Below are 25,809 nucleotides of genomic sequence, written 5' to 3'. Positions count from 1 at the left end.
AATATTAACCCTGGTTTGCTGCCTTTGGTGTTTCAGTTGTTGTTGCTGGCTTGGATACTCCGTTACCGCCTGGTTTGTAAATTGCGCCTGTAGCGAAATCAACAATAGCTCCCGGCCAGAATAACAGAATATCTGCTATTAAAGCAACAGGTCTGATTGGACGAGATGGCTCGCCGGGAAGTGGTTTAGTTCTTTGTGCCTGATTAACCTTTCCACCGAATACAGTAGCACATGAGCTCAGAGACGATGTGATTGTCAAAGCAATAAGAGCATTAATTAGCGTTTTCTTCATGATTTAGTTTGTTTGCCCGAATCTAATAAAATTATAATCAAGCGCAAATAAAATTTACAATCCCAAGCTAATTCATTCCTGCTACCATCTCCATTCACCTGCAATAGTCAAAGGTTCTTTTAGGTTCTGGGATTCCAGAAAAGCTTTTAATTCATCTTCACTTTGAACGCTAACGGGAATTTTAGGTGTATTTGCCAATGCATAGGTAAGCATTGCACTATAGCGGACAGTATTTTTAAGCTGTTGTTCGTCTACCAATTTAAAACTGTCGCCATCTGAGTGATAGAACGGACCTGAATTATTTGGTAGTTTTCCTCCAAAACCACCCCCTGTTGGTATTCCCTCCAACATAAATGGCTGATGATCGCTATGTAAGCCTGCACCGGCATTAAATAAATTTTTAAAGCCTGTATCTATCTTTACAATATCAGCTCCCCAGGCAGTAAACAATGTTTTCATTTCTGAGCGTGATGTTGAGAAGCCTTTCGGATCGTTTGTCATATCGTAATTAAGCATGAACTTAACCTGTCCCAAATCTTTATCTTTCTTCGCCTGATCGATATAGGCTTTTGATCCCAATAAACCTTGCTCTTCACCCATAAACAATACAAATTCTACAGTCCGTTTAGTTTTCAAACTGAGTTTTTTGAATGTACGCGCCATATCCATAATGGCAAACGAGCCAATGCCGTTATCAATCGCGCCCGTAGCCAGATCCCAGCTATCTAAGTGACCGCCAACAACGATTTTTTCTTTTGGCATTTCGTTGCCTTTGAATGTTGCCACCACGTTTCGCGCTTTGATCACGCCCGAAAAGTTTGTCATGGCAATACGTGCAATTTGAACCTGACCTTTTAGTTTTTCCTTTAGGGCCATTCCATCTTCAAGACCGATACAAACCGCCGGAATTGGGATCAGTTTACCGGTAACTGAGGCTGTGCCGGTTAGCAGTACACCATCTTTCACGGTATTGATAATAATTACACCCGTTGCACCGTACTTCGTGGCAATTGCTGTTTTTTCTGACCGGTGCAATGATTTTGTCCCGGCAGGAGATCCGGGCAATACCCCAAGATAAATTAAAGCGATTTTTCCTTTGAACTTATCCGGATTGACCTGATAGTCTGTTTCCAGCCCGTTCCCCGCATCAACTATATCACCTTTAACATCAGCACTTACAGGCGAATGCGCCAGGGTTACTGCCTTGATTTTCGATAAACTGTTTTTATCCGGGCCGATCTCAACACTGATTGTTTTTCTAGCCCAGCTTTCCACTTCAAATGGCTGGAACTTCACCTCACAACCGTAAGATTTTAATAAATCGAAAGCATACTGTTCAGCCTTTGCTCCGTTTTGCGAACCAGTTAAGCGATGGCCGATGGTTTCAGTTTCATATTTTAAGGTTTGGTAAGCCTTACAATGCTGCTGAACTTCGGTGTTGATTTGTCGAAACGTATCTTCAAAATTATCCTGAGCGTGAGCAAACAATGCGCTGCAAACTATTGCAGCTGAAAAAAGGTATTTCATGAAATTTAAGTTGGTTGAAGTGTTGAAAATACAAAAATTCGTTAAACAGATTGGCCTGTAACGTATATTTTGCCTGAAAACGCAGTAACAGGCACTGTTCTATCTTTAACCGATTTAAATGCTATAATTCAATGCCGGAACAGAAATATTAATACACCTATTCTACTTGTGCGCTATCTTCTTTGGAAAAACCAGTGAAGCCACAATGCTGATCACCAGAATAGCCAAAATGATAATCAAAGAATGTTCGGTGGTGAAGCCAATTTTCTCCAGGTAAGTATGCCCTAACATTTTTACGCCAATAAAAGCCAAAAGGATTGCGAGGCCTGTTTTAAGATAATGAAACTTATGAATGATGTTAACCAATAAGAAGAACATTGACCGTAAGCCCATAATTGCAAAAATATTGGAAAAGAAAACGATATAAGGATCTTTGGTTACGGCGAAGATGGCAGGAATGGAATCTACCGCGAAAAGCAAATCGGTAAATTCAACAATAAGCAAAACCAAAAAAAGCGGCGTTACAAATCGCTTATGATCAATCTTCACAAAAAAGTTTTTGCCTTCATATTTAGGGTGAATAGCAAAAATTTTAGAAGCCCACTTTACCACCGGATGGTTCTCAGGATCAATTTTTTCATCTTCCTCTTTACTAAAGAACATCCTGATACCAGTGAAAACCAGAAATGCACCAAAAAGATAAAGGATCCACGCAAATTTGGCGATTAGCGCGGCACCTACAAAAATGAAGATAAAACGCATAATGATTGCGCCAAGAATGCCCCAAAACAGTACCCTGTGATAGTATTTTTCTTCAACTGCAAAAGCTGAAAATATAAGAACGATTACAAAGATGTTATCTACAGAAAGGGCGTATTCAATTACATAACCGGTTAAAAACTCCAGACCTAAATTTGACCTGTAGGTAGATAAACTTCCTTCAAAATCAGCAGGATTGAGGGATATATGATGCTGATGTTTGGCTACGATCTCCTTTAAGTGTGCGAAATCTCTGATGCCATGTAACTGATGGCCTTCAGTAAGGAGAATAAAATAGAAGCCAATGGCCAGTGCGACCATAATCAGGCTCATTATACCAGCCTGTTTTAAACTAATTACATGATCTTTGCGACTGAAAAGTCCCAGATCCAGTGCCAGAATAAGCACAATAAACAATAAAAAGCCTAAACTGAACAGTAATTCATTACCCATTATTTTTTTCGTTCTGTAGTGTATAGCACCAGTTGTTCCAATCCAGTTCTGGCTTCACCGGCATGAAAAGCATGCAAAATGGCGAAGGCTTCGTTCTGGTAGTCCAACATTTTCTGGTTGGCGTAATAAACGCCATCTTTTGCATTCACAAAGTCGATAATCTGCTGAATTTTAACAGGGTCGTCCTGGTGATTTTTAACCAGGTTGATGATCTTTTTGCGTTCAGCATTATCCGCCTTGTTTAGGGCATAAATGAGTGGCAAAGTAACTTTCTTCTCTTTAATATCAATTCCCAAAGGTTTCCCAACATCATCTGTTCCAAAGTCGAACGTATCATCCTTAATCTGAAAGGCTATTCCCACCTTCTCGCCAAAGAGTCTCATCCTTTCAATGGTTTCATCATCAGCACCAGCTGATGCCGCTCCTGCAGCACAGCATGAAGCAATCAATGAAGCTGTTTTTTGTCGGATCACTTCAAAATAAAGATCCTCAGAAATGTCCATTTTGCGAACTTTCTCCACCTGCAGCAATTCTCCCTCACTCATCTGCTTCACCGCTTCACTTACAATCTGTAACAATCGGTGTTCATTATTGTTTACCGAGAGTAACAATCCTTTGGCCAATAAATAATCGCCAACAAGCACTGCAATTTTATTCTTCCATAACGCATTGATTGAAAAAAAACCACGGCGTTCGTAAGCATTATCCACAACATCGTCGTGAACTAAAGTCGCCGTGTGCAAAAGCTCTACAAGTGCAGCTCCGCGATGGGTGGACTCAGTAATGCCCCCACAGAGTTTTGCAGCGAAGAACACGAACATTGGCCGCATTTGCTTACCTTTTTGCTTTACAATATAATGGGTAATCCTATCCAGCAACGGTGCGTCGCTATGCATAGATTCTTTAAAGGTTTTTTCAAACGCTTTAATGTCAGCAGCTATAGGTTTCTTGATCTGTTCGATTCCCGGCATTAAGTCGAAAAATTTTGATTGCAAACTTAAGGTTATTTCCCATAAAAAGATAATGTACGCCGGCTAATATTCGGCATATTACAGGTATTGGAAGCATTAAGGCGGCCTGCCGGTGCGGTTTGTAGAAAAATTCGTGATTTTAGCTTTCAAAGTTTACATTTAAACCACTATAAATTTGGTATGAAAAAGCGGTATAAATTATTGGTAGGGTTTTCAGCACTTTTAGTGGCTGGATATTTCCTGGGTCCAAAACCAAGGAAACCGATTTACAGTGAAGCGCTGCCAAAAATTCCTGAACTGCGTGATTTAGATGTTTACATTAAAAGCATAGAAAGCGAACATCAAGTTAAACCGGGGAACGAAGCTGAGATTATATGGGCAGACCGGGGGCATGAGCAAACTGAATATGCCATTGTTTACCTGCATGGTTTTTCTGCCTCAAAAATGGAGGGCAACCCGGTTCACCTTAATCTGGCTAATACCTTAAGTGCAAATCTTTTTCTCGCCCGTTTAGCTGATCATGGTTTAGATACCATTTCACCCATGCAGCACTTTACTGCAGACAGGCTATGGGAAAGCTGCAAGCAAGCCTATGCTATCGGGAAGACACTGGGAAAAAAAGTTATTTTAGTTGGTACATCAACGGGAGGGACAGCCGCAATCAAACTGGCATCTGTTTACCCAGAAATAAACAGTTTAGTTTTATTATCTCCTAATGTTGCTATAAATGATAAAAATGCCTGGTTATTAAACGATCCGTGGGGCTTGCAAATTGCGAGAAAGGTACTGAGAAGCGATGAAAGAAAAGTCGATGGCAGAACCGAAGAATACAAAAAATACTGGTACACCAACTACCGCATAGAATCGCTGGTAGAGCTTCAGGAGTTTGTAGAAAGCACCATGTGCAGGGCTGTATTTAGAAAAGTAAAGCAGCCCGTTTTAATGTTATACTATTATAAAAACGAACTTGAGCAAGATCCTGTAGTACGCGTTGATGCCATGCTGAAAATGTTTGAACAACTGGGAACACCCGCCGGTTTAAAAAGAAAAGTGGCAGTTCCAAACGCTGGAAACCATGTTATTGGTTCGTATATCACTTCGAAGGATCTGCCTGCTGTAGAACATGCTATTGGTAAATTTACTAAGAACACTTTGCAGTTTACACAGGAGAAATCAAATAAATAAAGTTCATATAATTCTTACTTACTATCTTGCTATATATTATGAAATGCAATATCTCAATTCTTTTCCTCCTTATTTCATTATCTTTATCAGCGCAGCAAAAGATTGCTAAAAATCCGTTGATTATAGGCGAAATTCTGGAAATACAATCTAAAGTGCTAAAAGAAGCGCGAAAGCTGAACATATATTTACCTGCAGAGTATGCTACAGATTCTGCACGTACTTATCCCGTTATTTACCTCCTTGATGGTTCTGCAAACGAAGACTTTTTGCATGTGGCCGGCCTGGTACAGTTCCTAAGTATGATTGATAAAATGCCGCAGAGTATAGTTGTAGGTATCGCCAATGTAGACCGTAAAAAAGATTTCACCTTCCCTACAAGCATTCCAAAAGATTTGAAAGACTTCCCGACTACAGGAAAATCCGACCGTTTTATTTCTTTCATCGAGCAGGAGTTGCAACCCTATATACAACAGAAGTACAAAACCAACCTTAAGAGAACAATTATCGGACAATCGCTGGGCGGGCTACTTGCTACGGAAATACTGATAAAAAAACCCCAGCTTTTTAATCATTATGCAATCATCAGTCCGAGTTTATGGTGGAACAACGAATCGTTATTGAATGATCTTGCAACAATTGAGCAAAAATATCCGCCGGGCCTCAAAGTCTATGTTTCTGTAGGTACAGAGGGCAAACGAATGGAAGATGATGCAAAAAAGCTGGCAGGTATTTTAAAAGATGGTAAAAAAATAAACGTGAGTTATGCACCTATGCCTGAAGAGAATCATCTTACAATTTTACACAACAGCCTTTACAAAGGGCTGCAACTTTTAGAGACGGGTTAGTAAATGTTCGACGAGATATTCTTTACAATAAGCGCTGCATGTACCCTGGAATTTTCGATAAACAGCTTGTGTGTGTCTAAACCTCCACAAACTACTCCGGCTAAATATAAGCCTTTAACGTTAGTTTCCATGGTTTCTTCATTATAAAACGGACATAAGCTTTCGGGCAAATTTATTCCGAACCTTCTTAACATGGAGAAATCCGGCTGATAACCAGTCATTGCAATTACGAAATCGTTAGGAATAGTCTTTACGCCATCTGGTGTTTTTATGTCGACTTCATGATCCCTGATTTCCAATAATTCTGAATGGAAATGTGCGGTGACAGCTCCCTCCTTAATTCGGTTTTCGATATCGGGACGAACCCAATATTTAACATGTGGACCTAGTTCGCCACTTCTGATCACCATCGTTACATTTGCCCCTTTGCGGTAAGTTTCAAGGGCGGCGTCAACGCCAGAATTATTCGCCCCAACAACCAGCACATTTTGAAAAGCATACAAATGTGGGTCTTTGTAATAATGGGTAACCTTAGGCAATTCCTCACCCTTCACATTCATCAGCAAGGGTACATCATAAAAACCAGTAGCAACAACTACGTTCTTCGAAGTATATGTCGATTTGGATGTTTGGATTTCAAAAACATGATTATTCTTTACCACTTGGTTAACGACTTCAAAAAGGTTGATTTTCAAGTTAAATTTTTCTGCCACGCGGCGATAATATTCAACTGCCTCGTTTCTATTAGGCTTTGGGCTAATGGTTACAAAAGGGACTTCTCCAATTTCCAGTTTCTGTGATGTAGAGAAAAAAGTCATAAATACGGGATAGTTGAACAAACTGTTTACCAGCGCACCTTTCTCGATGATGACATAACTCAAGTTTGCTTTTTGAGCTTCGATGGCACATGCCATTCCGATGGGGCCAGCACCAATTATTAATACATCGTAATGATTTTCGTTTTCACTCATAGTAAATTGTTAACCACCTTTAGACACCATGAGGTACCGAGGATTTTTTTAGGCTTATTGACAAATAAATCCAAATATGTTGTCTTGGATGGTAATAAAATTAAACCTTCATCGCCTTACTCGGGCATGCAAAATCAGTTCTTTTTAAACCTGTATTTTTTATTGCTCCATAACCCCCGGCAATGTCGATTACATTTTCTATACCTCTTGATTTTAAAATGGACGCTGCGATCATTGATCTATAGCCTCCGGCACAATGGATGTAGTAAGTTGATTTAGGATCAATCTCATTTGTCCAGTCGTTGATAAAATCCAAAGGCCTGCTTAGTGTGAACTCCAGGTGTTCAGATTCATATTCACCAGGTTTACGAACATCCAGTGCAGTAATGTCATTTTCTTCAGCTGCGAGTTCAAAGGCTTCGGCAGAAATGGATTCTATGGTATCAATTTCTTTTCCGCTATCTGTCCACCTTTCGAATCCTCCTTCTAAATAGCCAATAGTACTATCATACCCCACACGGGTTAATCGTGTGATTGTTTCTTCTTCTTTATCCTGATCTGTCACCAACAAAATGGGTTGCTTCAAATCAGTGATCAGTGCACCAACCCAGGGCGCAAATTGCCCGTTTAAACCAATATTGATTGAATTTGGAATGAATCCCTTTGCAAAAACCTGTGGATCACGGGTATCAAGCAGAATCGCTCCGGTTTGATTTGCGGTATCTTCAAATGCCTGAGGCATCAAAGGGTTCAAACCTTTTTGATATACATTGTCAATGCTTTCAATTTCTCCTTTATTTATTGCTGCATTTTTAGCGAAATATTGTGGAGGAGGCAAAATCCCATCGGTAACTTCAGTTATAAACTGTTCTTTTGTTTGTGCCTTTAAAGCGTAATTTACTTGTTTTTGGTGTCCCAGACTGTCGAATGTTTCCTTGCTCATGCTTTTGCCGCAAGCCGAGCCCGCACCATGCGCAGGATAAACAATAACATCATCTGCTAAGGGTTTAATTTTCTCGTTTAATGAATCGTAAAGCATGCCTGCGAGGTCTTCCATCGTCAAATCACCCTTCTGGGCGAGGTCGGGGCGACCCACATCACCGATAAATAAAGTATCACCGCTAAAAATACAGTGATCCTTCCCGCTCTCGTCGGTTAATAAATAGGTAGTTGACTCCAGTGTGTGTCCTGGTGTATGTAGCGCAGTGATGGTTAGATGACCGATTTTGAATTGTTCTCCATCCTGCGCAATATGCGAATCAAATTCAGTCTTAGCAGTTGGTCCGTAAATAATCCTGGCCCCAGATTTCTCTGCTAAATCAACATGGCCAGAGACGAAGTCTGCATGAAAATGGGTTTCGAATATATATTTGATTTTTGCACCAGCTTTTTCTGCTTTTTTTATATAGGTTTCCACCTCTCTCAGTGGATCTATAATAGCCGCCTCTCCATCACTTTCAATGTAATAGGCAGCTTCTGCCAAACAACCGGTATATATTTGTTCTATTTTCATGTTTTAGATATGAGCATTGAGATATGGGATTGGCCAAAGCCTGTCTACCCTTAACCCTTCAAGCAAAAATAGCGCTAATTAAGAATAACTGAAATGATGAGGATCATAATTGCAGAAGTTTTACCTAATTCTCTATTGAGAAATAAAACCTTGACTGTTTAAAACAAAAAACCTTGCAAGTTTTATGCTCGCAAGGTTTGAAAACTATATAGCGAAAGATGCCTAATCGTGACTTAACTCACCTCTAATTGATTTTTCCATCAGCTTACTACTGTCCTCAACAGACAATTTAAGTCCCATTACGAACATTAGTTTGGTTACAGTCGCTTCAAATGTTAAATCGTACCCACTCAATACACCCATTTTCTGTAGCTCGCGGCTGGTTTCGTACCGGCCTAACTGTACAGATCCTTTTTTACACTGAGAAATATCGATGATAATTTTGCCTTTACTGATCGCACTGCGCAAACTGTCTAGAAACCATTCGGCAGTAGTGGTATTTCCTGAACCAAATGTTTCTAATATAATAGCATCGACTTTCGAATCGGTAATGGCTTGTACTGCCTGTGGAGTGATACCCGGATATAATTTTAAAACGCCAATATTGGAATTGAAATTGGTTCTAAGGTTCAGCTTACCATCGGGCGCATTAAGCATATCATTTCTATTAAACTGCAAATGAACGCCTGCTTCAGCCAAAACCGGATAATTGGGCGACCTGAATGCTTCAAACTTTTCACTGTTGTATTTTATAGACCGGTTTCCCCGGAACAATTGTGCGTCGAAATAGATGCAAACTTCCGGAACCAGGGCTTTACCATTTTCCTTGGTGGCAGCAATCTCCAATGCGGTAATCAGGTTTTCTTTGGCATCGGTTCTAATCTCACCTATCGGCAGTTGAGAGCCAGTTAAAATTACCGGTTTGCCTAAATTTTCGAGCATAAAACTCAGTGCCGAGGCAGTGAAGGCCATGGTGTCTGACCCATGAAGAATCACAAAACCATCATAAAGATCATACTTACCGTAAATAAGCTCAGCAATGGTTTTCCAAATTTCCGGATCCATGTTAGAGGAATCCAAAACCGGATTGAAAGAGTGCACATCTAAATGATAATCTAAACGCCCTAACTCTGGCACATTATCTTTAATCTGCTCGAAATCGAAAGGAATTAGCATCCCATTACTGGGATCATTGATCATACCGATGGTTCCACCGGTATAAATAATAAGTATTTTGGTCATTTGGTTGGTTGGGTTGCTCAGCGCAAAGAAACTAAAAAATTACAAATGATCAGGCATATTTTTGATATTGGCAATAGATATGCGCATTACGGCAAAATAAATATTAAATCAGTAAAATATTGATAATAAAATATGATTATGATAATAAATGTAGGAACTACGCATAAATTGTGAGAACCAGTTTTACGAAATAATACGTTTTACCGTTATATTCCGAAAATCTTCTTCGAGTTTTCTGTTGTGATATTTGCCACTTTTTCTACAGATACACCATAAATATCGGCAAGTTTCTGAGCAATATAGATGAGGTAACTACTTTCATTCGGTTTTCCTCTGAAAGGTACCGGAGCCAGATAAGGTGAATCAGTTTCCAGCACCAGATCATTCAAATCGAGTTCAGCAAGTACAAGGTCTAATCCGGCCTTCTTGTAGGTAACAACACCACCAATACCTAAATAAAAATTAAGATCAATGGCTTGTTTGGCTTGTTGAACATTTCCGGTAAAGCAATGAAAAATTCCCCTGAGTTTTTCGTCCCGTTCGCTTTCTAATACCTCAAAAACTTCATCGAATGCTTCACGGCAGTGTATTACGATTGGCAAACCTAATTCTTTAGCCCACCCAATCTGTTTTCGAAAAGCATCCTGCTGAATTGCCAATGTTGTTTTGTCCCAATATAAATCAATGCCGATTTCACCAATAGCGTAAACAGATCTATTTGGAATGCTGTTTTTAATGGTATCCAGTACTGAAATATAATCATCTTTAACATCACAAGGATGAAGGCCTGCCATCGCAAAACAGTTATCAGGATATTTACTCACCAGGTCATTGATCATGGCAATTGATTTGACATCCACATTTGGAAGAAACAAACGATTTACATTATTTTCAAAACAACGCTCCATCAATTGCGATTGCTTATCGTTATCCTGTTCGTAATATAAATGGGTATGGGTGTCGGTGAAAATCATTTGGTATCAGGCATATTATCAGGCACTAATCCTGATCGTCAGTAACAATATATTTATGTTTAAATTAAGCTTTCTTCTTTTTTGCTTTTTTAACCTCAGGTTTAGCTTCGAATGAATAGCCGTCAAATTCAAATTCTTTCTTCAAAAATTTACCGGTAAGGCTGATTGGATTCTGAACCAGTCCCTCTGGTGTACCCTCAAAAAGTATTCTTCCTCCGCCGGCACCACCCTCCTGGCCAAGATCAATTACCCAGTCGGCAACTTTAACCACATCCAGGTTATGTTCAATAACCAGCACGGTGTTTCCTTTTTCAACCAACTCCTGCAATACACCTAAGAGCACATTAATATCTTCGAAATGAAGTCCTGTTGTGGGTTCATCTAGAATGTAAAATGTTTTGCCAGTATCTTTTTTTGAGAGTTCTGTTGCTAGTTTTACACGTTGTGCCTCACCGCCTGATAAGGTAACTGATGATTGACCCAAAGTAATATAACCTAAACCTACATCTTTTAGCGTTTTGATCTTTCTGTATATAATCGGGATATTTTCGAAGAAATTGCAAGCATCTTCAATGCTCATATCCAATACATCACTAATTGATTTACCACGAAAGCGAACTTCTAAAGTTTCACGATTATATCTTTTCCCGCCACATTCTTCACATGGTACCTGAACATCGGGGAGGAAGTTCATTTCAATCACTTTTAAACCGGCACCCTGGCAAGTCTCGCATCTTCCACCCTTAACATTGAAAGAAAAACGACCCGGTTTATATCCCCGGATTTTTGCTTCTGGCAGCTGAACAAACAGGTTCCTGATATCAGAGAAAACACCGGTATAGGTAGACGGATTAGAGCGGGGCGTTCTTCCTATCGGGGCCTGATCAATTTCGATAACTTTATCTATTTCTTTTAAACCACTTATTTTCTCGTAAGGCAGCGGTGTTTTTTTAGCTCTGAAAAAATGGTGGTTAAGAATCGGATATAGTGTTTCGGTAATCAGGCTCGATTTTCCCGAACCGGAAACACCGGTTACGGCAATAAATTTACCCAGCGGGAAGTCAACGGAGACCTCTTTTAAGTTATGTCCGGTAGCTTTAATAATGGACAATTTATGCCCGTTGCCCGGTCTGCGGACTTTTGGGATTTCTATTTTTTTATCGCCGTTCAGATAAGCGGCAGTCAAGGTATTGGATTTCAATATGTCTTTTGCCGTTCCTTCTGCAACCACGGTTCCGCCATGTATCCCTGCACCTGGACCAACATCAATTACCCAATCGGCCTCTAAAATCATGTCTTTATCATGCTCCACTACCAAAACCGTGTTGCCCAGGTCGCGAAGATTTTTCAATGCATTAATTAATCGCTCATTATCACGCTGGTGCAAACCGATGCTCGGTTCATCCAGGATGTACATCACATTCATTAACTGTGATCCAATTTGAGTGGCCAAACGAATACGCTGTGCTTCACCACCTGAAAGCGTACGGGCAGTACGGTCCAAAGTCAAATAGGTTAATCCTACATCGGTTAAAAAACCTATCCGGGCATTAATTTCCTTCAAAATTTCTTTGGCAATGATATTCTGACGTTCTGTTAAGCGTTCATCAACTTTCTCAAACCATTTGCTCAGGTTGTTGATATCCATCGATGAGAGATCGAAGATGTTCATGCCATCAACTTTGAAATGAAGACTTTCCTTTTTCAATCTTGCACCATTACACTCAGGACAGGTTTTCAACTTGCGAAAAGCATCCATATCATCGGAGGCAGATTCGCTGCGCTTTTCATTCTGCTCTTCCAGCATTTTTATAATGCCATCGAAAGTGATGTTATAATTCTGAACGTTCCATTTATTATATTCTACTTCAACTTTGATTAAATCATGAGAACCATTTAAAATGATATTGATTACCTCATCACTTAATTTTTCAATTGGCGTAGATAACGAGAAGCTGTATTTTTTGGCCAGTGCTTTTAATACCTGAAACATCCAGATATCGCGGTATTCACCAAGAGGCGCTAAACCGCCATTAAGGATACTCAGTTTTGGATTTGGGATAACCGACTCTTTATCTACTACGAAAATATACCCTAAACCGTCGCAACGTTCGCAGGCACCATATGGCGAATTGAAAGAGAAGCTATTTGGCTGAGGTTCGTCATAAGAAATACCTGTTGTCGGGCACATCAGGAACTTACTAAAATGGGCTACGTGATTATCTTTATCACTAATCTTAATTACACCCTTACCCATCTTCATGGCAGTTTGCACGGAATCAAGCAAGCGTTTTCTATCTTTCGTATCAACAATTAGCCGATCAATTACCACTTCAATATCGTGGATTTTGTAACGGTCTACCTGCATTTTAGCGGTAATGTCTTTGATCTCCCCGTCAACCCTCACCTTTACATAGCCCTGTTTACGAATTTGTTCAAACAATTCACGGTAATGCCCCTTCCTACCCTTCACTACAGGCGCTAAAATATTTACTGGTGCACCATCAAATTTATTGAATATATTCTGGATAATCTGATCCTCGCTCATGCGCTCCATTTTTTCACCAGTATTATAGGAGTAAGCATCCGCTGCACGGGCATAGAGTAAACGCATGAAATCGTAAATCTCTGTAATGGTACCTACGGTCGACCGTGGATTTTTACTGGTTGTTTTTTGCTCAATGGCAATAACCGGGCTTAGCCCGGAAACCTTATCTACATCCGGACGTTCCATACCTCCCATAAACTGGCGGCTGTAAGCACTAAATGTTTCCATATAGCGCCGCTGCCCTTCGGCATAAATAGTATCAAATGCGAGGGATGATTTTCCACTGCCACTCAGGCCGGTAATCACTACCATTTGGTTTCGTGGGAAACTAACGTCTATATTTTTTAAATTATGTACCCTGGCACCGTATACTTCTACATCTTTTTGCTCACCGAGGTCGATAGATTTATTGCTCATATTTGTTGAAAAGTTGAGGAGAAACTGAACCCGTAAGATGGCTGAATTTCAACATGCAAAATTGCTAAAAATTTTATCAAAAAGAAAGCTCAAAGCAATCTGTATTAAGGATTAATTGTCATAATGTCGACTTCGATTTCTGAGGAAACCGGAAGACAAACCAAAACGCAAATAACCATAGTGATCCTGAAAATAAATATTGTAATTATCCTCTCCATAATAACCAATCGCAGCCATTAAAAACACATTGTTCATGAAAGGAAAACTATAATTGAAATCAACCTCAGCATTTAACCGCTTCTGTATATTGGCCATGTTTTTTAATGGAATCTGATTTACCGCATAAGAAATCTCACTATTTAAACGCCAGGTTTCTTTTTCGGTTTTGACTTTTGTTTTATTTTGTGCATTCTTCTCAATCTCATCGTACCTGCGCAACGAAAAACTGTACAATAACCTGGTAAAACCGAAACCCCGGTCTAAAACAGGTTCGTACCTAAAAAACTTATACCACTGCAAACCTATGCGGTGATTAAAGGAATAAAAACTTTCGTCGGGCTTTATCGCGGTGAAAAATCCAAAGCGGTAAGAAGCCGTTAAATAATTGGCATTGAAGTTTCCGGTTACCGTGTTTATCGTTCCATCGGCATTTACAGCATCCTGATCCTGCCCGTTGGAGTGATGGGTAAAAGCCAGCTCTCCGTATCTATAATTTTCGAGCTCGGTATTTAGCCTAACATAGAGCACACCGCCCAGCCTGTAACTTGGCGTACGTACACCTGCCGAAAATTCATTTCTTACACGAACGGTAAAATCGGGTATGATGGAAAAGGCAACCGGCGACTTATAACTTCCCAACAACACATAAGTTGTGGTTAAACGGCCGTTGATGACATATTTCGAAGGTGCACCTAATTCTCCATATGGGGAAGTATAAGCGAAATCGGCATTTTCTTTATAAAGGCCCACGTATTGTTTATTTGCGTATTCTCTTTTAATAGCTAAAGAATCCTGCGCATAAAGCTGAAAACTAATCAGTATAAAAATGAGCATTAGAAAAGTTTTCATCATATCCGATAAACGTTGATGAATGTTGTATGGTTTTATTTCCTGGTAAGATATGTTGAAAGACCGCAAACCACTTACCACTCTATCGTTGTCCCGTTCTCAGTCGGATGTCCCGTACAAACCAAAACCCTTCCCTCTTTTATTTCTTCATCGGTGAGTATCTCATTATAATCCATGCGCACATTTCCGCGGGTGCAATTGGCCACGCAAGTACTGCAAACTCCTCCGCGGCAACTATAAGGCAGCTTTATTTTGTTTTCGAGCGCTACATCCAAAATCCGTTTCGGCCAGGGAACATCGAGATAATAGCTTTCGCCTTTAAAATTCAAGATTACGGAATAAGTATTTTTATCTACCGATTTCTCCGAACCATCATCCTCATCCACTTCATCCTCAGGCAAAACAAAGGTTTCCCTTTTAATCTGCTTTATATCAAAACCCATCCCAAGTAAAGTTATCCTACACAGATCCATGTAAATGATAGGCCCACAGGTATAAAACAAAACCTTATCCCGCTCAAAATTTAGATGTTCTTTTAACAATTTTTCTATATAAAATTTATTCAGACGGGCAGTCATCAGGTTTTTGCTATTACTAAATATCCAAATGATTTTCAATCTTTCAGGATATTTCTCCTGCCACTCGATCAATTCATTATAAAACAGGGCGTCACCTATTGATTTGTTACTGTAAATTAAGGTAATCAATGATTTTGTTTCCCTAACCAGTGCTGTTTTTAGGATAGAGAAAAGCGGCGTAATCCCCACACCCGCAGCGAACAGAAAAAGATCTCTTTCCAAGTTCTTATCAGGCACATAGCTAAACAGTCCCTGCGGTTCTTGTGCCGCTAAAATATCGCCGACAGTAGTTTTATGATGTAAAAATCTTGAAATTTCGCCGTTCTCTACTCTTTTAACTGTTATAGCCAAAGGTTCGTCTACATCAGGCGAACTGTTGAAGGAGTAAGATCGTCTAACTTCACCGTGCTTGCCTTCAAAAACCAAAGAAACAAATTGCCCTGCCATGTATTTGGGATATTTCCCTTCTACCTCCTCAAATTGAAAAGTAATATTTTCGCCAGGCTGATTGATGATTTTATTGATGCGCAGTTTGAACATAGTGCAAAGAAAAGGATTAATGCTGAAAGACTAAAGCTGAACGGATAAAGACTTAAAAGGACTGACTGTGGGGGGAAATGCATTTTAAAAAAAACGTCCCGATTTTATATCGGGACGCCTTACCAAATGCTTGTCTTTATCTTAATTTATTATTCAGCGTTATATGCTAATAATACACGCGGTTTTTCGTATCCGTAACGTTTAGGGTGCTCCATAATCTGCTTCATGGAAATTACTTTGTATACGTAACCACCCGTTTCACGGTTCAGTCTCATTTTGTAGTAATTGTCTTGATTTTGATTATTGATCTGCTTACGCAAGCGGCCATCGCCAACATTGTAAGCAGCAGCAACTAGTGTCCAGCTTTCCAGCCCTCTGTACATTTCTTTAATGTACTTACAGGCTGCAATGGTTGATTTACGCAAATTGTAGCGTTCATCCACCCTGCCGTTTACCTTTAATCCGTAAGTACGGGCTGTACCCGGCATAAACTGCCAAATTCCGGCTGCACCTTTAGGCGAAATTCCTTCCCGCATTCCTGATTCAACCAAAGCTAAATACTTGAAATCATTGGGAATTCCGTAGGCGGCAAGAATAGGTTCTATTACAGGAAACCATTTTGCAGCCTTTTTGTGCAAGATATTCGTTTGTGTGTTCTTGTACATGTGTGCGGCAAGAGTTTTTTTCATTTTTCTTTCTACCCTTTTATCGCCCAAAGGCAGGGTTTCATCCGCGAAATTTAACTGGGCCATTAAAGTAAGAGGTTTCACAACGTCTTGAACTTTGATACTGTCAGTTTTTGTTATTGTAGAGCTTAATTTTTCTTCCTTAAAAAGACTTTTTTGTACTAAGGGCATTTGGTAAGTGAACACTTTTGCCAAGATAAATAGTGTTGCCACTACTGAAAATGGTACGATGTGTTTCTTTAACATCTTCCTCCTTTTTTTGGTGAAACTTATATAAAAACGTCGGCAAAGCTAGAAAATAATAAGCACATTATCAAATAGTTACAAAAAACACCTTATAAATCGGCCCTTAAAGTGCTTTAAACGTGGATTTTAAATTTTGATTTTCGACTCATTTTTTCTATTTTAGAGGCTATTTTTGAGCTAAATTTTTCGGCTCCTGCACATTGTTTTGTTCAGCATTATTTCATAAATTTGCAGCCCGCATTTCCAATGCGGTTAAAAGCGTATCATGATAAATAAAAACAACAGGAACAGTCGGGATGACAAGTCCAAACCGGGCAACCGGAGAACAGAAGGCAGAAGTAATTCAGCCGGATCTGATAAAGACAGTAAATTCAAAAGATCATCCGATTCAAAAGAAGGCTTCAAACCCAGAAGCGCAGACGGTAAGGATTTCAAATCGAAATCATTCGGCGACAAAAAAGATTTCAAACCAAGAAGTGGCGGACGTGATTTTAAATCGAAAGATACAGAACCACAAAGTTTCAAATTCGGAGACCGTGAATTTAAATCTAAAGATGCTGGTGCAAAATCAGAAGATCGTGGTTATAAACCGAGAGAAGGCGGATCAAGAGACTATAAAGGAAAAACCGGCGATCGTGATTTCAAACCGAGAGAAGGTGGAGCAAGAGACTTTAAACCCAGAACAGGAGACAGAGATTTTAAATCGAGAGAAGGTGGAGCAAGAGACTACAAACCAAGAACAGGAGAGCGTGATTTCAAGTCTAAGGATGGAGATTCGAAAGATTTTAGACCGAGAACTGGGGAACGTACTTTTAAATCAAAAGATGGTGGATCAAGAGATTTCAAACCTAGAGAAGGTGGATATAAAGATTATAAATCCAGAGGTGGAAAATCTGATGACTTCAAGCCTAGTGCCGGAAGCTCAAGAGATGTAAAACCAAGAGAACCAAGGGAAGGTGACACCCGTCCTTTCAGAAAACGTGAGGATGCTGCCCCAAGAGATACAGAATTTAACAGGCCTGAGAGAACGGTTATTGCCCCTGCCCGTAAAACTAATGAAGATAAAGGCTTAATACGCCTAAACAGATATATTTCCAATGCCGGAATTTGCTCTCGCCGTAAGGCTGATGAATTAATTGCAGCTGGTGTAGTTACCGTGAATGGTGAAGCTGTTACTGAGCTTGGGCATAAAGTTGACCCTGCAAAGGACCTGGTTCGCTATAATGGCGAGTTATTAAAACGTGAGAAAAAAGTTTACGTACTGTTAAACAAACCAAAAGATTATATCACCACTACTGACGATCCTCAGGAACGCCGTACAGTGATGCAATTGGTGGATAAAGCCAGTCGCGAACGTATTTATCCGGTTGGTCGTTTAGACCGCAATACAACCGGCTTATTGTTGATGACAAATGACGGTGACCTGGCAGATAAATTATCTCATCCTAAGAACGGCATTACCAAAATTTACAATGTTGAGCTAGATAAGGCTTTATCACAAGGCGATTTAAACAAGATTGCTTTCGGATTAGAACTTGAGGATGGCTTGATTAAACCAGATAACATATCTTATGTTGCGGGTGGAACCAAAAAAGAAATTGGTATTCAGATACACAGTGGTAAAAACAGAATTGTTCGCCGTATTTTCGAACATTTAGGCTATAGTGTAGAGAAGTTAGACCGTGTAGTTTACGGAAATTTAACTAAAAAAGATCTGCCTCGTGGCAGGTGGCGTTACCTTGAAGATCATGAACTAATTCAGATCAAACACCTGATAAAATAAAATACAAAGGCAATCGAGAGATTGCCTTTTTTGATTTAAATACCACTGGAAAATACGTTTAAACTCTATCCCGCACTATCGTATCGCTATTAAAGAAATTTGCGTAATTGGCTTTATAAAGATTATTTAACCAATGGCTGAACATTTTTTTTTCTCATATTTGTTGAACACAAGGATTAATTATGAAAAGGTACTTTGGAATATTTTTAATGTCGCTTTTATCGACAGCCGCTTTCTCTCAGCAAAACACATACAACCTTATTGTTGGAACTTATACTGCCCCCGGAAAGAGCGAGGGCATCTATACCTATAGTTTTGATATTACTGCCGGAACAACGACTCTTAAAAACGTAACCCGGGGTACAGCAAACCCGAGCTACCTTGCTATTTCGCCAGATAGAAAATTTGCTTATGCAGTAAATGAAACCGGCAATACAAGTAGCGTAAGTGCTTTCAAATATGACGCAAAGACTGGTAATTTGACTTTACTGAATAAGGTAGATAGCCATGGTGCTGATCCGTGTTTTATCGCTGTAGATGCTCAGAATGTCATTGTAGCAAACTATTCGGGCGGGAGTCTGGCTGTGTTCTCCCGTCAGGCTGACGGATCAATATCGGAGGCAGTTCAGGTAATTAAACACACGGGAAAAAGTATAGATCCGCGAGGCAGACAAGAAAGTGCTCACGTGCATATGACTAAATTTACCCCTGACCATAAATATTTAGTGGTTAATGACCTTGGCGAAGACCAAACGTATATCTACCAATATAATCCGACAGGAAAAGAAGAAACATTAAGTCAGAAATCAGTTATCAAAGCCACTCCAGGTACCGGACCAAGACACATCACTTTTAGTCCGAATGGTAAATTTGCTTACCTGGCCCACGAGTTCAACGGAATGATTTCTGTATTTACCTATGCCAATGGCAGTCTTGCCAAAATTCAGGAAATAGGGACGACTACGAAAAACTTTAATGGAAAAGTTGACGCAGCTGATATACATGTTTCGGCTGACGGTAAATTTGTTTACGAAACCAACCGTGGTGATGCCAATACAATTTCAGCGTTCAAAGTAATAACCGGAGGCAGACTTAAGCATATTGAAACGGTAAGTACTTTAGGTAAAGGACCGAGAAACTTCTCAATTGATCCTTCAGGCAAATTTCTATTGGTTGGCCACCAGTATACCAATAACATTGTGATATTTAACAGAAATCAAAATACCGGAAAACTTACTGACAGCGGAAACAGAATTGATGTGGGCGCTCCTGTTTGCCTGGTGTTCGATAAATAACCAAAAAAAAGACCCGCATTTTGCGAGTCTTTTTTAGATTATATATTACTAAGCTGTTTCAGCAACTTTAGCTACATTACGGTAAGGGTAAGAGTTGCAAATGTGACGGCGTGCGAAACGACCTGGTGAATCTGCATTAACCAGTTTGATATAGATTGCTCTTGGCACATCAAAATACTCATATGCACTACCATCGAAAAACTGAATGTTTAATACCGATTGTTTATATTCAAAATCAAGAATATTTGAATTGGTAATGGTTTGTATGTAAATCTCTAAATTTTGCTCACATGTTTCAGGCGCAATGCTAACCAGGAAGTGATAAGCTTCGATAATCTCTTTGCTCTTTGCCTCTGCCTCAAGTCTTTCCTCCTCTACCTGAAACTTATCAGGGTGGTATTCTTTCATTAGGGTTCTATAAACCGACTTAAGGTCTGCAAGCTTAGCGGTTTTATCTACACTCAAAAGCCTTCTATAATCTACTATTTTCTTCATTTGCGGCAAAGATACGATTTATAATGATTTGATTTTGAGAAAGTTTTAAAATTGCAAGTATTTCTTTCAAAGCCTTTAAGGAGCCAATATACTGCATTGAAATCTATTAATGCAAAAAGGTCACCCAACATGGGCGACCATGATTTATAGAACGAGCATGCAAACTATTTTGGCAAACCGTTCTCGGGTTTCAGTTCTTCAAGAATTGGACTACCTAATCCATTTAAGGTTTTTTGAAGCACATCATTTTTCTGTTCGAATATTACAATATCATTTTTACCTGTTTTAAGCCAGCAACCTGGCAGGTATAATGTTTGCTGAGGCCCCACGCTCCAGTAACGGCCTATATTAATCCCATTAACAAATACAATTCCTTTTCCAAAGCCACGCATATCCAGAAAGGTATCGCCTGTTTTGGTCAGATTAAAAGTACCTCCATACAGTGTTGGCCGACCAGCTGTGGCAGTATTCTTCGCGCCGGTTAGATCTGGCACAACATCCATAGGCAGTTTGTACATATCCCAGTTACCTGTAATGGTTTGTCCGTTAATGATAACAGGCGAAATAATTCCCTTTGTACTATTGGTAATTTTGGCGCCGTAATTAATCCGTCCCATATTCTCCACCACAATATCAAGTGTTGCATTAAAAGGTATATCAATCTCGCAGTCGTATTTTTTGTAATAGCTGTTTAATTCAGCCACTTTAGTACCATTTACATATACAATTGCGTAATCGCGCAAGCCTGCAAGTTCCAGTTTCCCACTAATGGGCTGGTTAAATTTTTTACTATATAAAACGTACCCGTGTCCCTGGTTTAATTCTTCAAAGGTTAAAGGCTTATCATCATTTACGGGCGCTATTTTATTTCTGATATCATCTAAATCTACAAACTGATTTAATGTGATATTATTAATCTCGATGACTGGGTTCTTTGCAGGCACAGGCGGCGTGTTTGTAGTATTAAGCATCGATCGCAAAGTATCATATTTTTTAGTGGCCCAGCCAGCCTCACTGATAGGCGCATCATAATCATAACTAGTTAAATCTGGCTGTATATCATGCTTATTATCATAGTTAGCTCCTGAGGTAAAACCGAAATTTGTACCGCCATGTACCATATAGTAGTTAAAGGAAACGTTACCATCCAGGTATTTTTGCGTTTGTTTGGCGACATTTTTATAGGAAACTTTAGGGAACGGCTCTGCCCAGTGATCTAACCAGCCAGGATAAAACTCTGCTACCATGTAAGGGCCTTTCCCACCGTTAAACTTATTAACGGTTTCTTTTAATTTAACAACGTCGTCTTCGCCATTGGCAGTGGGCAAAGCGCCTGGCAATGCTCCCCCTTCAAATAACCAGCTCCCATCAGATGTAAAAAACGGCACATTAAATCCAACATCCTTGAGTTGTTGGAACACTGCAGCACTGTATTTTTTGTGATCTTCGATACTGATGTCTTTACGCTGCGCTACGTATGAACCAAATTCATTTTCTCCCTGAACCATAATAATTGGGCCACCATTGGAAACCAGTAAATTCTTAACCTGAGCATACAGCGCAGTGAAATAAGCCTTTGTCGCCGCAAGATATTGGGGATTATTGCCACGAATGACCATTCCGGGAACTTTAGCCAAAAACCATGGATAGCCACCAAACTCCCATTCGGCGCAAACATAGGGCCCGGGGCGAAGAATTACATACAACCCTTCTTCCTGAGCAATTTTAATATATTCGGCAACATCTTTATTCCCTGATTTAAAATCCCAGACACCTGGAGCCGTTTCGTGGTAGTTCCAGAAAACATAAGTAGCTACAGCATTTAAGCCCATTGCTTTCATCATTTTGAGTCGATGACGCCAATAAGGCTTTGGGATCCGGGCGTAGTGCATTTCCCCGCTGTGAATCTGGATTGCTTTACCATCAAGTAAAAAATTACCATCGGCAATAGCGAATGTGTGTTTAGCAGTTTTGGTTTGGGCACCTGCATTTGATGCCATCGCACAGATTAAAAGCAGCGCAAAAAGTTTGATTTTCATTTTAGTTCATTTTTTTTCTAAGGTTCGGCATCACAAGAAAGATCTTGAAAAATAATAGGGATATTTATTTAAAAAAATGTAGCAACTTGATTTTTTAATCAAAATAATGTTGTTTCCATCCTTTTCAGGGGAAAAAATCTGCTAGAAAGACAAACGTTTGATCACGCTCAAATTTGCTGAAACAAAGATTTTCTGTTGCTCAAGGTATACTTAAGCGTTTAAATATAAACCAATAAGCAACAGAAATGCAAATTTTAGTATTTGACTTGCATCGAATTTTCGATAACCTCTTTGTAGAAATCAATATAAAACGGAAGGATTTTTTTGAGATCAAAATCCTGTGCCCTTGTAAAAGCATTCTCTTTGAATTGCTGTAAAGTAGCATCGTTCTGTAAAATAGCTATCGCATTTGCAGCCATCGCATCTACATCCCCTACATTGCTCATGTATCCGCAAAAACCATCAACATTTAATTCTGGTAAACCACCTGCATTTGTTGTTATGGCCGGCACTTTACATGCCATAGCTTCCAGGGCTGCCAAGCCAAAGCTTTCAGATTCAGATGGCATGAGGAACAGGTCAGAAACAGAAAGAATTTCTTCAACAGCATCTTGCTTACCCAGAAACCTTACACTATCGCAAATGTTCAGACTTCTGCAAAGTTGTTCATCGTAAGCACGCTCAGGTCCATCGCCAACCATCAATAGCTTAGAGGGAATAACGGCTTGTACTTTTTCAAAAATCCTGATCACATCAGCCGTTCGTTTAACCTTTCTGAAGTTTGATGTATGAATCAGGATCCGTTCATTATTTGGCGCAATTGCCTTTTTAAAATGATCTTTAGCCTGGAGGCTAAAGCGGCTGAAATCAATAAAATTAGGAATTACTTTGATTTCCTTGGTGATTTCAAAGTGGTTATAAGTATCTTCCCTTAAGTCATCAGAAACGGTTGTAACGCCATCACTTTGATTAATGGAGAAAGTTACCACTGGTTTATAGGTTGGATCTTTACCTACCAAAGTGATATCAGTTCCGTGTAAAGTAGTTACAACGGGTATATGAATGCCATAACTGGCTAAAATCTGTTTCGCCATAAAGGCTGCCGAGGCGTGTGGAATTGCGTAATGCACATGCAACACGTCAAGCTGTTCAAACCTTACCACATCAACCAGTTTACTGGCTAGCGCAGACTCGTAAGGGGCATAGTCAAATAATGGATAATCACGTACTGAAACTTCATGATAAAACAGGTTTGCCGAGAAGAAATCGAGCCTCGCAGGCTGGCTGTAGGTAATAAAGTGAACTTGATGTCCTTCGTTTGCAAGTGCTTTTCCAAGCTCTGTTGCAACTACTCCACTACCGCCAAAAGTGGGGTAGCAAACAATTCCTATTTTCATTTAATAATGCGTTGTTGTTAATGCAAATGTAGCCGATTTTAATGTATAATATGTGTCGGTGGATTGCAATAAAAAGAGGCGAAAGAATTCTGTAAAAGAGACCGTGAAGATAAACAATCGAATAAAATTCCGGATTGTAAATCAGTTAGCTACTTCAAATTACGCATCTCTTCCTTAATCACAAGAAAAAGCTCATTTGGTCGCTGTGTTCCGATGAAATATTCAAGGCCATCGCGATCAGTAAGTACTACGGCATCTTTACCCGAAGAATAAAAACGGATAGTGCCTTTAGTATGGAGATTGTATACTGGATTGTTGAAAAAATATCGGCTATAGGTGGCCTTTTTGACATCAATGATACTGTTTAGGTCTATTTTAACCCGCTTGGTTGTCCACAACCCATCAAGGATCATACTACCATTATCCACTATAATTTTATATTGAATCAGAAACAAAAGCAGCATGGAAACGCCGATGATACCGAAACCAACAACGAGGAAAAGGTCTTGAGTATTATCGCGGTCGCGCTCATACACGTATGCGGCAAAACAGAATGCAGCCATAATCAAGCGGATGAAAATGCGGACATAATCACGGCCGATGTATTGTTTTTCGATATAGGCGTACCTGCTTTCCACTTAAATAATTTTGAGTTCGAATATAACAACTTTTTTGGTTGCTTGAGACAATTTATATCTATTATCCTGGCGCATACCCGCAATCCAGATGATATCACCATTACCATTTACCAGAATCGGGCAGGTGCGCTTGATGTGTACAGGCACTTTCTCATCAATGAAATAATCGCTTAATTTTTTAAGGTTTCGCATTCCCAGGGGAATAAATCTGTCCCCGTTTTGCCAGTTTCTAACCACTAATGGAAAAATAAGTTGTTGAGCATCTACAAATGCCTTGTCAACATTTACCTCATACTTAATTTCCTGTGTATGTGCCAATGAAATTTTTTGCCTTCCGAAGATGATTTCGGATGTTGTAGGGTGGAAAATCTGATTGGGTAAATTACCTTTTATTTTTTCTACAACTACAAGATCACCCCGGTTAATCATTAACTGATGAGTAAGGCTAAAAAAATGTATACCGCTTGGTGAGTCCAGATTATTCAACACATCATCAATTACTCCGGAGGTAAACCCAAAAGGCTTGAGCAATTCAAAGATTAATAATTTCCGGGGAAATAATTGTTGTACCTCCGCTATGGAAAGATAAACCCCGTCTGTTTTTTTTCGTAATAATGTTTCGCTTAATACTTCGACCTGCCTTTTCAGGAGTAACTCAATTTCGGCAAAACGGGCAATGTTTTCTGCAAACGTTTTTTCAAGATTTGGATTGATCTCTTTCAAATGCGGAATAACCTGTAAACGCAGTTTATTTCTGGTATAACTGGTACTTAGGTTCGAGCTGTCTTCAACAAAATCAAGGTGATTTTCATCAACCAGATGATTAATCTGCTCACGGTTCAAAAACAACAGCGGACGAATCAGTCTGTCTCTTTTTGGCATAATGCCATGCAGGCCACTAATGCCAGTTCCTCTGGTGAGGTTGATTAACACCGTTTCGACAGCGTCGTTCTGATGTTGGGCTAAAGCAATATACTTATAGCCATACTCTTGTCTGATTTCCTCAAACCAGGGGTAGCGCAAATCGCGTGCGGCCATTTGAGTGGAAACTTTATTTTCCGCTGCATATTTTTTGGTATCAAAACGCGTTATATGAAACGGAAGACGATGGGTATCGGCTAGTAATTTCACAAAACTTTCGTCGCGCTGTGCTTCATCTCCCCGTAAATTGAAATTACAATGCGCTATACCAATATTAACGCCCAGGGCCATGAATAAATGAACCATTAATACCGAGTCCTTACCTCCGCTAACGGCCAACAGAACTTTGTTATCCCTATCGAACAGCTGATGCTGTGCTATAAAATCCTGAAATTGCTGTACGGGTAACATTCATCAAAAATATTT

The 25,809-nt window shown here is 39.7% G+C and carries 21 protein-coding genes; 4 read left to right on the top strand and 17 right to left on the bottom strand.

Annotated elements, in window-relative coordinates:
- Positions 1-4: 4 nt before the first annotated feature.
- From AB669_RS16105 to AB669_RS16090, 4 genes are all read right to left on the bottom strand, one after another.
- On the bottom strand, positions 5-292 hold the full coding sequence (locus AB669_RS16105) for a hypothetical protein (protein ID WP_047800278.1): 288 nt from the start codon (positions 290-292) through the stop codon (positions 5-7).
- A gap of 81 nt (positions 293-373) precedes the next feature.
- On the bottom strand, positions 374-1,819 hold the full coding sequence (locus tag AB669_RS16100; protein ID WP_047800277.1) for a M28 family peptidase: 1,446 nt from the start codon (positions 1,817-1,819) through the stop codon (positions 374-376).
- A 162-nt stretch (positions 1,820-1,981) separates the two neighbouring features.
- Positions 1,982-3,031, bottom strand: a complete 1,050-nt coding sequence (locus tag AB669_RS16095; RefSeq protein WP_047800276.1) for a TerC/Alx family metal homeostasis membrane protein — start codon at positions 3,029-3,031, stop codon at positions 1,982-1,984.
- Complete coding sequence (locus AB669_RS16090) at positions 3,031-4,002, bottom strand: polyprenyl synthetase family protein (protein ID WP_047800275.1); 972 nt, start codon at positions 4,000-4,002, stop codon at positions 3,031-3,033. The genes AB669_RS16095 and AB669_RS16090 overlap by 1 nt, the downstream gene beginning before the upstream one ends.
- 180 nt (positions 4,003-4,182) lie before the next feature.
- Between AB669_RS16090 and AB669_RS16085 the strand changes: the two genes are divergently transcribed.
- Positions 4,183-5,187, top strand: coding sequence for a carboxylesterase (locus AB669_RS16085; protein WP_047800274.1), 1,005 nt, complete (start codon positions 4,183-4,185; stop codon positions 5,185-5,187).
- 38 nt (positions 5,188-5,225) lie between these two features.
- Entirely contained in the window at positions 5,226-6,032 is an 807-nt protein-coding gene (locus tag AB669_RS16080; protein ID WP_047800273.1) for an alpha/beta hydrolase, read from the top strand.
- Here the strand turns inward: AB669_RS16080 and AB669_RS16075 are convergent.
- The 8 genes from AB669_RS16075 to AB669_RS16040 form a co-directional block, all read right to left on the bottom strand.
- Complete coding sequence (locus AB669_RS16075; protein ID WP_047800272.1) at positions 6,029-7,003, bottom strand: YpdA family putative bacillithiol disulfide reductase; 975 nt, start codon at positions 7,001-7,003, stop codon at positions 6,029-6,031. The genes AB669_RS16080 and AB669_RS16075 overlap by 4 nt on opposite strands.
- 100 nt (positions 7,004-7,103) lie before the next feature.
- Positions 7,104-8,516 carry a rhodanese-like domain-containing protein gene (locus tag AB669_RS16070; protein WP_047800271.1) on the bottom strand — a complete coding sequence of 471 codons (1,413 nt, stop codon included), beginning with the start codon at positions 8,514-8,516 and terminating at the stop codon, positions 7,104-7,106.
- Between the two features lie 222 nt (positions 8,517-8,738).
- A complete protein-coding gene (locus AB669_RS16065; RefSeq protein ID WP_047800270.1) occupies positions 8,739-9,758 on the bottom strand; it encodes an asparaginase in 1,020 nt (339 codons plus the stop codon).
- Positions 9,759-9,964: 206 nt separating this feature from the next.
- The gene (locus AB669_RS16060; protein ID WP_047800269.1) at positions 9,965-10,732 is read right to left on the bottom strand and encodes a TatD family hydrolase; all 768 of its coding nucleotides are present in this window, start codon (positions 10,730-10,732) and stop codon (positions 9,965-9,967) included.
- Between the two features lie 64 nt (positions 10,733-10,796).
- On the bottom strand, positions 10,797-13,697 hold the full coding sequence (gene uvrA / locus AB669_RS16055) for an excinuclease ABC subunit UvrA (protein ID WP_082120699.1): 2,901 nt from the start codon (positions 13,695-13,697) through the stop codon (positions 10,797-10,799).
- Positions 13,698-13,808: 111 nt separating this feature from the next.
- Positions 13,809-14,750 carry a hypothetical protein gene (locus AB669_RS16050; protein ID WP_231582695.1) on the bottom strand — a complete coding sequence of 314 codons (942 nt, stop codon included), beginning with the start codon at positions 14,748-14,750 and terminating at the stop codon, positions 13,809-13,811.
- A gap of 89 nt (positions 14,751-14,839) precedes the next feature.
- Positions 14,840-15,883, bottom strand: coding sequence for a ferredoxin--NADP reductase (locus tag AB669_RS16045; protein ID WP_047800268.1), 1,044 nt, complete (start codon positions 15,881-15,883; stop codon positions 14,840-14,842).
- A 149-nt stretch (positions 15,884-16,032) separates the two neighbouring features.
- Positions 16,033-16,815 carry a lytic transglycosylase domain-containing protein gene (locus tag AB669_RS16040; RefSeq protein WP_047800267.1) on the bottom strand — a complete coding sequence of 261 codons (783 nt, stop codon included), beginning with the start codon at positions 16,813-16,815 and terminating at the stop codon, positions 16,033-16,035.
- Positions 16,816-17,080: 265 nt separating this feature from the next.
- Between AB669_RS16040 and AB669_RS16035 the strand changes: the two genes are divergently transcribed.
- Positions 17,081-18,598, top strand: a complete 1,518-nt coding sequence (locus tag AB669_RS16035) for a pseudouridine synthase (protein WP_047800266.1) — start codon at positions 17,081-17,083, stop codon at positions 18,596-18,598.
- 182 nt (positions 18,599-18,780) lie between these two features.
- Complete coding sequence (locus AB669_RS16030) at positions 18,781-19,893, top strand: lactonase family protein (RefSeq protein ID WP_047800265.1); 1,113 nt, start codon at positions 18,781-18,783, stop codon at positions 19,891-19,893.
- A gap of 48 nt (positions 19,894-19,941) precedes the next feature.
- On the opposite strand, the gene AB669_RS16025 is transcribed toward AB669_RS16030, so the two are convergent.
- The 5 genes from AB669_RS16025 to tilS form a co-directional block, all read right to left on the bottom strand.
- The gene (locus AB669_RS16025) at positions 19,942-20,388 is read right to left on the bottom strand and encodes a KTSC domain-containing protein (RefSeq protein WP_047800264.1); all 447 of its coding nucleotides are present in this window, start codon (positions 20,386-20,388) and stop codon (positions 19,942-19,944) included.
- A gap of 164 nt (positions 20,389-20,552) precedes the next feature.
- Positions 20,553-22,427, bottom strand: a complete 1,875-nt coding sequence (locus AB669_RS16020) for a beta-galactosidase family protein (RefSeq protein ID WP_047800263.1) — start codon at positions 22,425-22,427, stop codon at positions 20,553-20,555.
- A 254-nt stretch (positions 22,428-22,681) separates the two neighbouring features.
- On the bottom strand, positions 22,682-23,824 hold the full coding sequence (gene bshA, locus AB669_RS16015; protein ID WP_047800262.1) for an N-acetyl-alpha-D-glucosaminyl L-malate synthase BshA: 1,143 nt from the start codon (positions 23,822-23,824) through the stop codon (positions 22,682-22,684).
- A 149-nt stretch (positions 23,825-23,973) separates the two neighbouring features.
- A complete protein-coding gene (locus AB669_RS16010) occupies positions 23,974-24,462 on the bottom strand; it encodes a hypothetical protein (RefSeq protein ID WP_047800261.1) in 489 nt (162 codons plus the stop codon).
- Positions 24,463-25,794, bottom strand: coding sequence for a tRNA lysidine(34) synthetase TilS (gene tilS / locus AB669_RS16005; RefSeq protein ID WP_047800260.1), 1,332 nt, complete (start codon positions 25,792-25,794; stop codon positions 24,463-24,465). It abuts the gene before it with no gap.
- Positions 25,795-25,809 lie beyond the last annotated feature (15 nt).

This window comes from Pedobacter sp. BMA, from assembly GCF_001027745.1.
In the GTDB taxonomy this organism is placed as follows: domain Bacteria; phylum Bacteroidota; class Bacteroidia; order Sphingobacteriales; family Sphingobacteriaceae; genus Pedobacter.
Note: the sequence above shows the minus strand (reverse complement) of the source record. Positions and strands in the feature narration are given on the sequence as shown.

What these genes read in the sequence shown, in the direction of transcription:
- AB669_RS16105 (WP_047800278.1), bottom strand. Translation starts at nt 292, where the DNA reads ATGAAGAAAACGCTAATTAATGCTCTTATTGCTTTGACAATCACATCG.
- AB669_RS16100 (WP_047800277.1), bottom strand. Translation starts at nt 1,819, where the DNA reads ATGAAATACCTTTTTTCAGCTGCAATAGTTTGCAGCGCATTGTTTGCT.
- AB669_RS16095 (WP_047800276.1), bottom strand. Translation starts at nt 3,031, where the DNA reads ATGGGTAATGAATTACTGTTCAGTTTAGGCTTTTTATTGTTTATTGTG.
- AB669_RS16090 (WP_047800275.1), bottom strand. Translation starts at nt 4,002, where the DNA reads ATGCCGGGAATCGAACAGATCAAGAAACCTATAGCTGCTGACATTAAA.
- AB669_RS16085 (WP_047800274.1), top strand. Translation starts at nt 4,183, where the DNA reads ATGAAAAAGCGGTATAAATTATTGGTAGGGTTTTCAGCACTTTTAGTG.
- AB669_RS16080 (WP_047800273.1), top strand. Translation starts at nt 5,226, where the DNA reads ATGAAATGCAATATCTCAATTCTTTTCCTCCTTATTTCATTATCTTTA.
- AB669_RS16075 (WP_047800272.1), bottom strand. Translation starts at nt 7,003, where the DNA reads ATGAGTGAAAACGAAAATCATTACGATGTATTAATAATTGGTGCTGGC.
- AB669_RS16070 (WP_047800271.1), bottom strand. Translation starts at nt 8,516, where the DNA reads ATGAAAATAGAACAAATATATACCGGTTGTTTGGCAGAAGCTGCCTAT.
- AB669_RS16065 (WP_047800270.1), bottom strand. Translation starts at nt 9,758, where the DNA reads ATGACCAAAATACTTATTATTTATACCGGTGGAACCATCGGTATGATC.
- AB669_RS16060 (WP_047800269.1), bottom strand. Translation starts at nt 10,732, where the DNA reads ATGATTTTCACCGACACCCATACCCATTTATATTACGAACAGGATAAC.
- uvrA (WP_082120699.1), bottom strand. Translation starts at nt 13,697, where the DNA reads ATGAGCAATAAATCTATCGACCTCGGTGAGCAAAAAGATGTAGAAGTA.
- AB669_RS16050 (WP_231582695.1), bottom strand. Translation starts at nt 14,750, where the DNA reads ATGCTCATTTTTATACTGATTAGTTTTCAGCTTTATGCGCAGGATTCT.
- AB669_RS16045 (WP_047800268.1), bottom strand. Translation starts at nt 15,883, where the DNA reads ATGTTCAAACTGCGCATCAATAAAATCATCAATCAGCCTGGCGAAAAT.
- AB669_RS16040 (WP_047800267.1), bottom strand. Translation starts at nt 16,815, where the DNA reads ATGTTAAAGAAACACATCGTACCATTTTCAGTAGTGGCAACACTATTT.
- AB669_RS16035 (WP_047800266.1), top strand. Translation starts at nt 17,081, where the DNA reads ATGATAAATAAAAACAACAGGAACAGTCGGGATGACAAGTCCAAACCG.
- AB669_RS16030 (WP_047800265.1), top strand. Translation starts at nt 18,781, where the DNA reads ATGAAAAGGTACTTTGGAATATTTTTAATGTCGCTTTTATCGACAGCC.
- AB669_RS16025 (WP_047800264.1), bottom strand. Translation starts at nt 20,388, where the DNA reads ATGAAGAAAATAGTAGATTATAGAAGGCTTTTGAGTGTAGATAAAACC.
- AB669_RS16020 (WP_047800263.1), bottom strand. Translation starts at nt 22,427, where the DNA reads ATGAAAATCAAACTTTTTGCGCTGCTTTTAATCTGTGCGATGGCATCA.
- bshA (WP_047800262.1), bottom strand. Translation starts at nt 23,824, where the DNA reads ATGAAAATAGGAATTGTTTGCTACCCCACTTTTGGCGGTAGTGGAGTA.
- tilS (WP_047800260.1), bottom strand. Translation starts at nt 25,794, where the DNA reads ATGTTACCCGTACAGCAATTTCAGGATTTTATAGCACAGCATCAGCTG.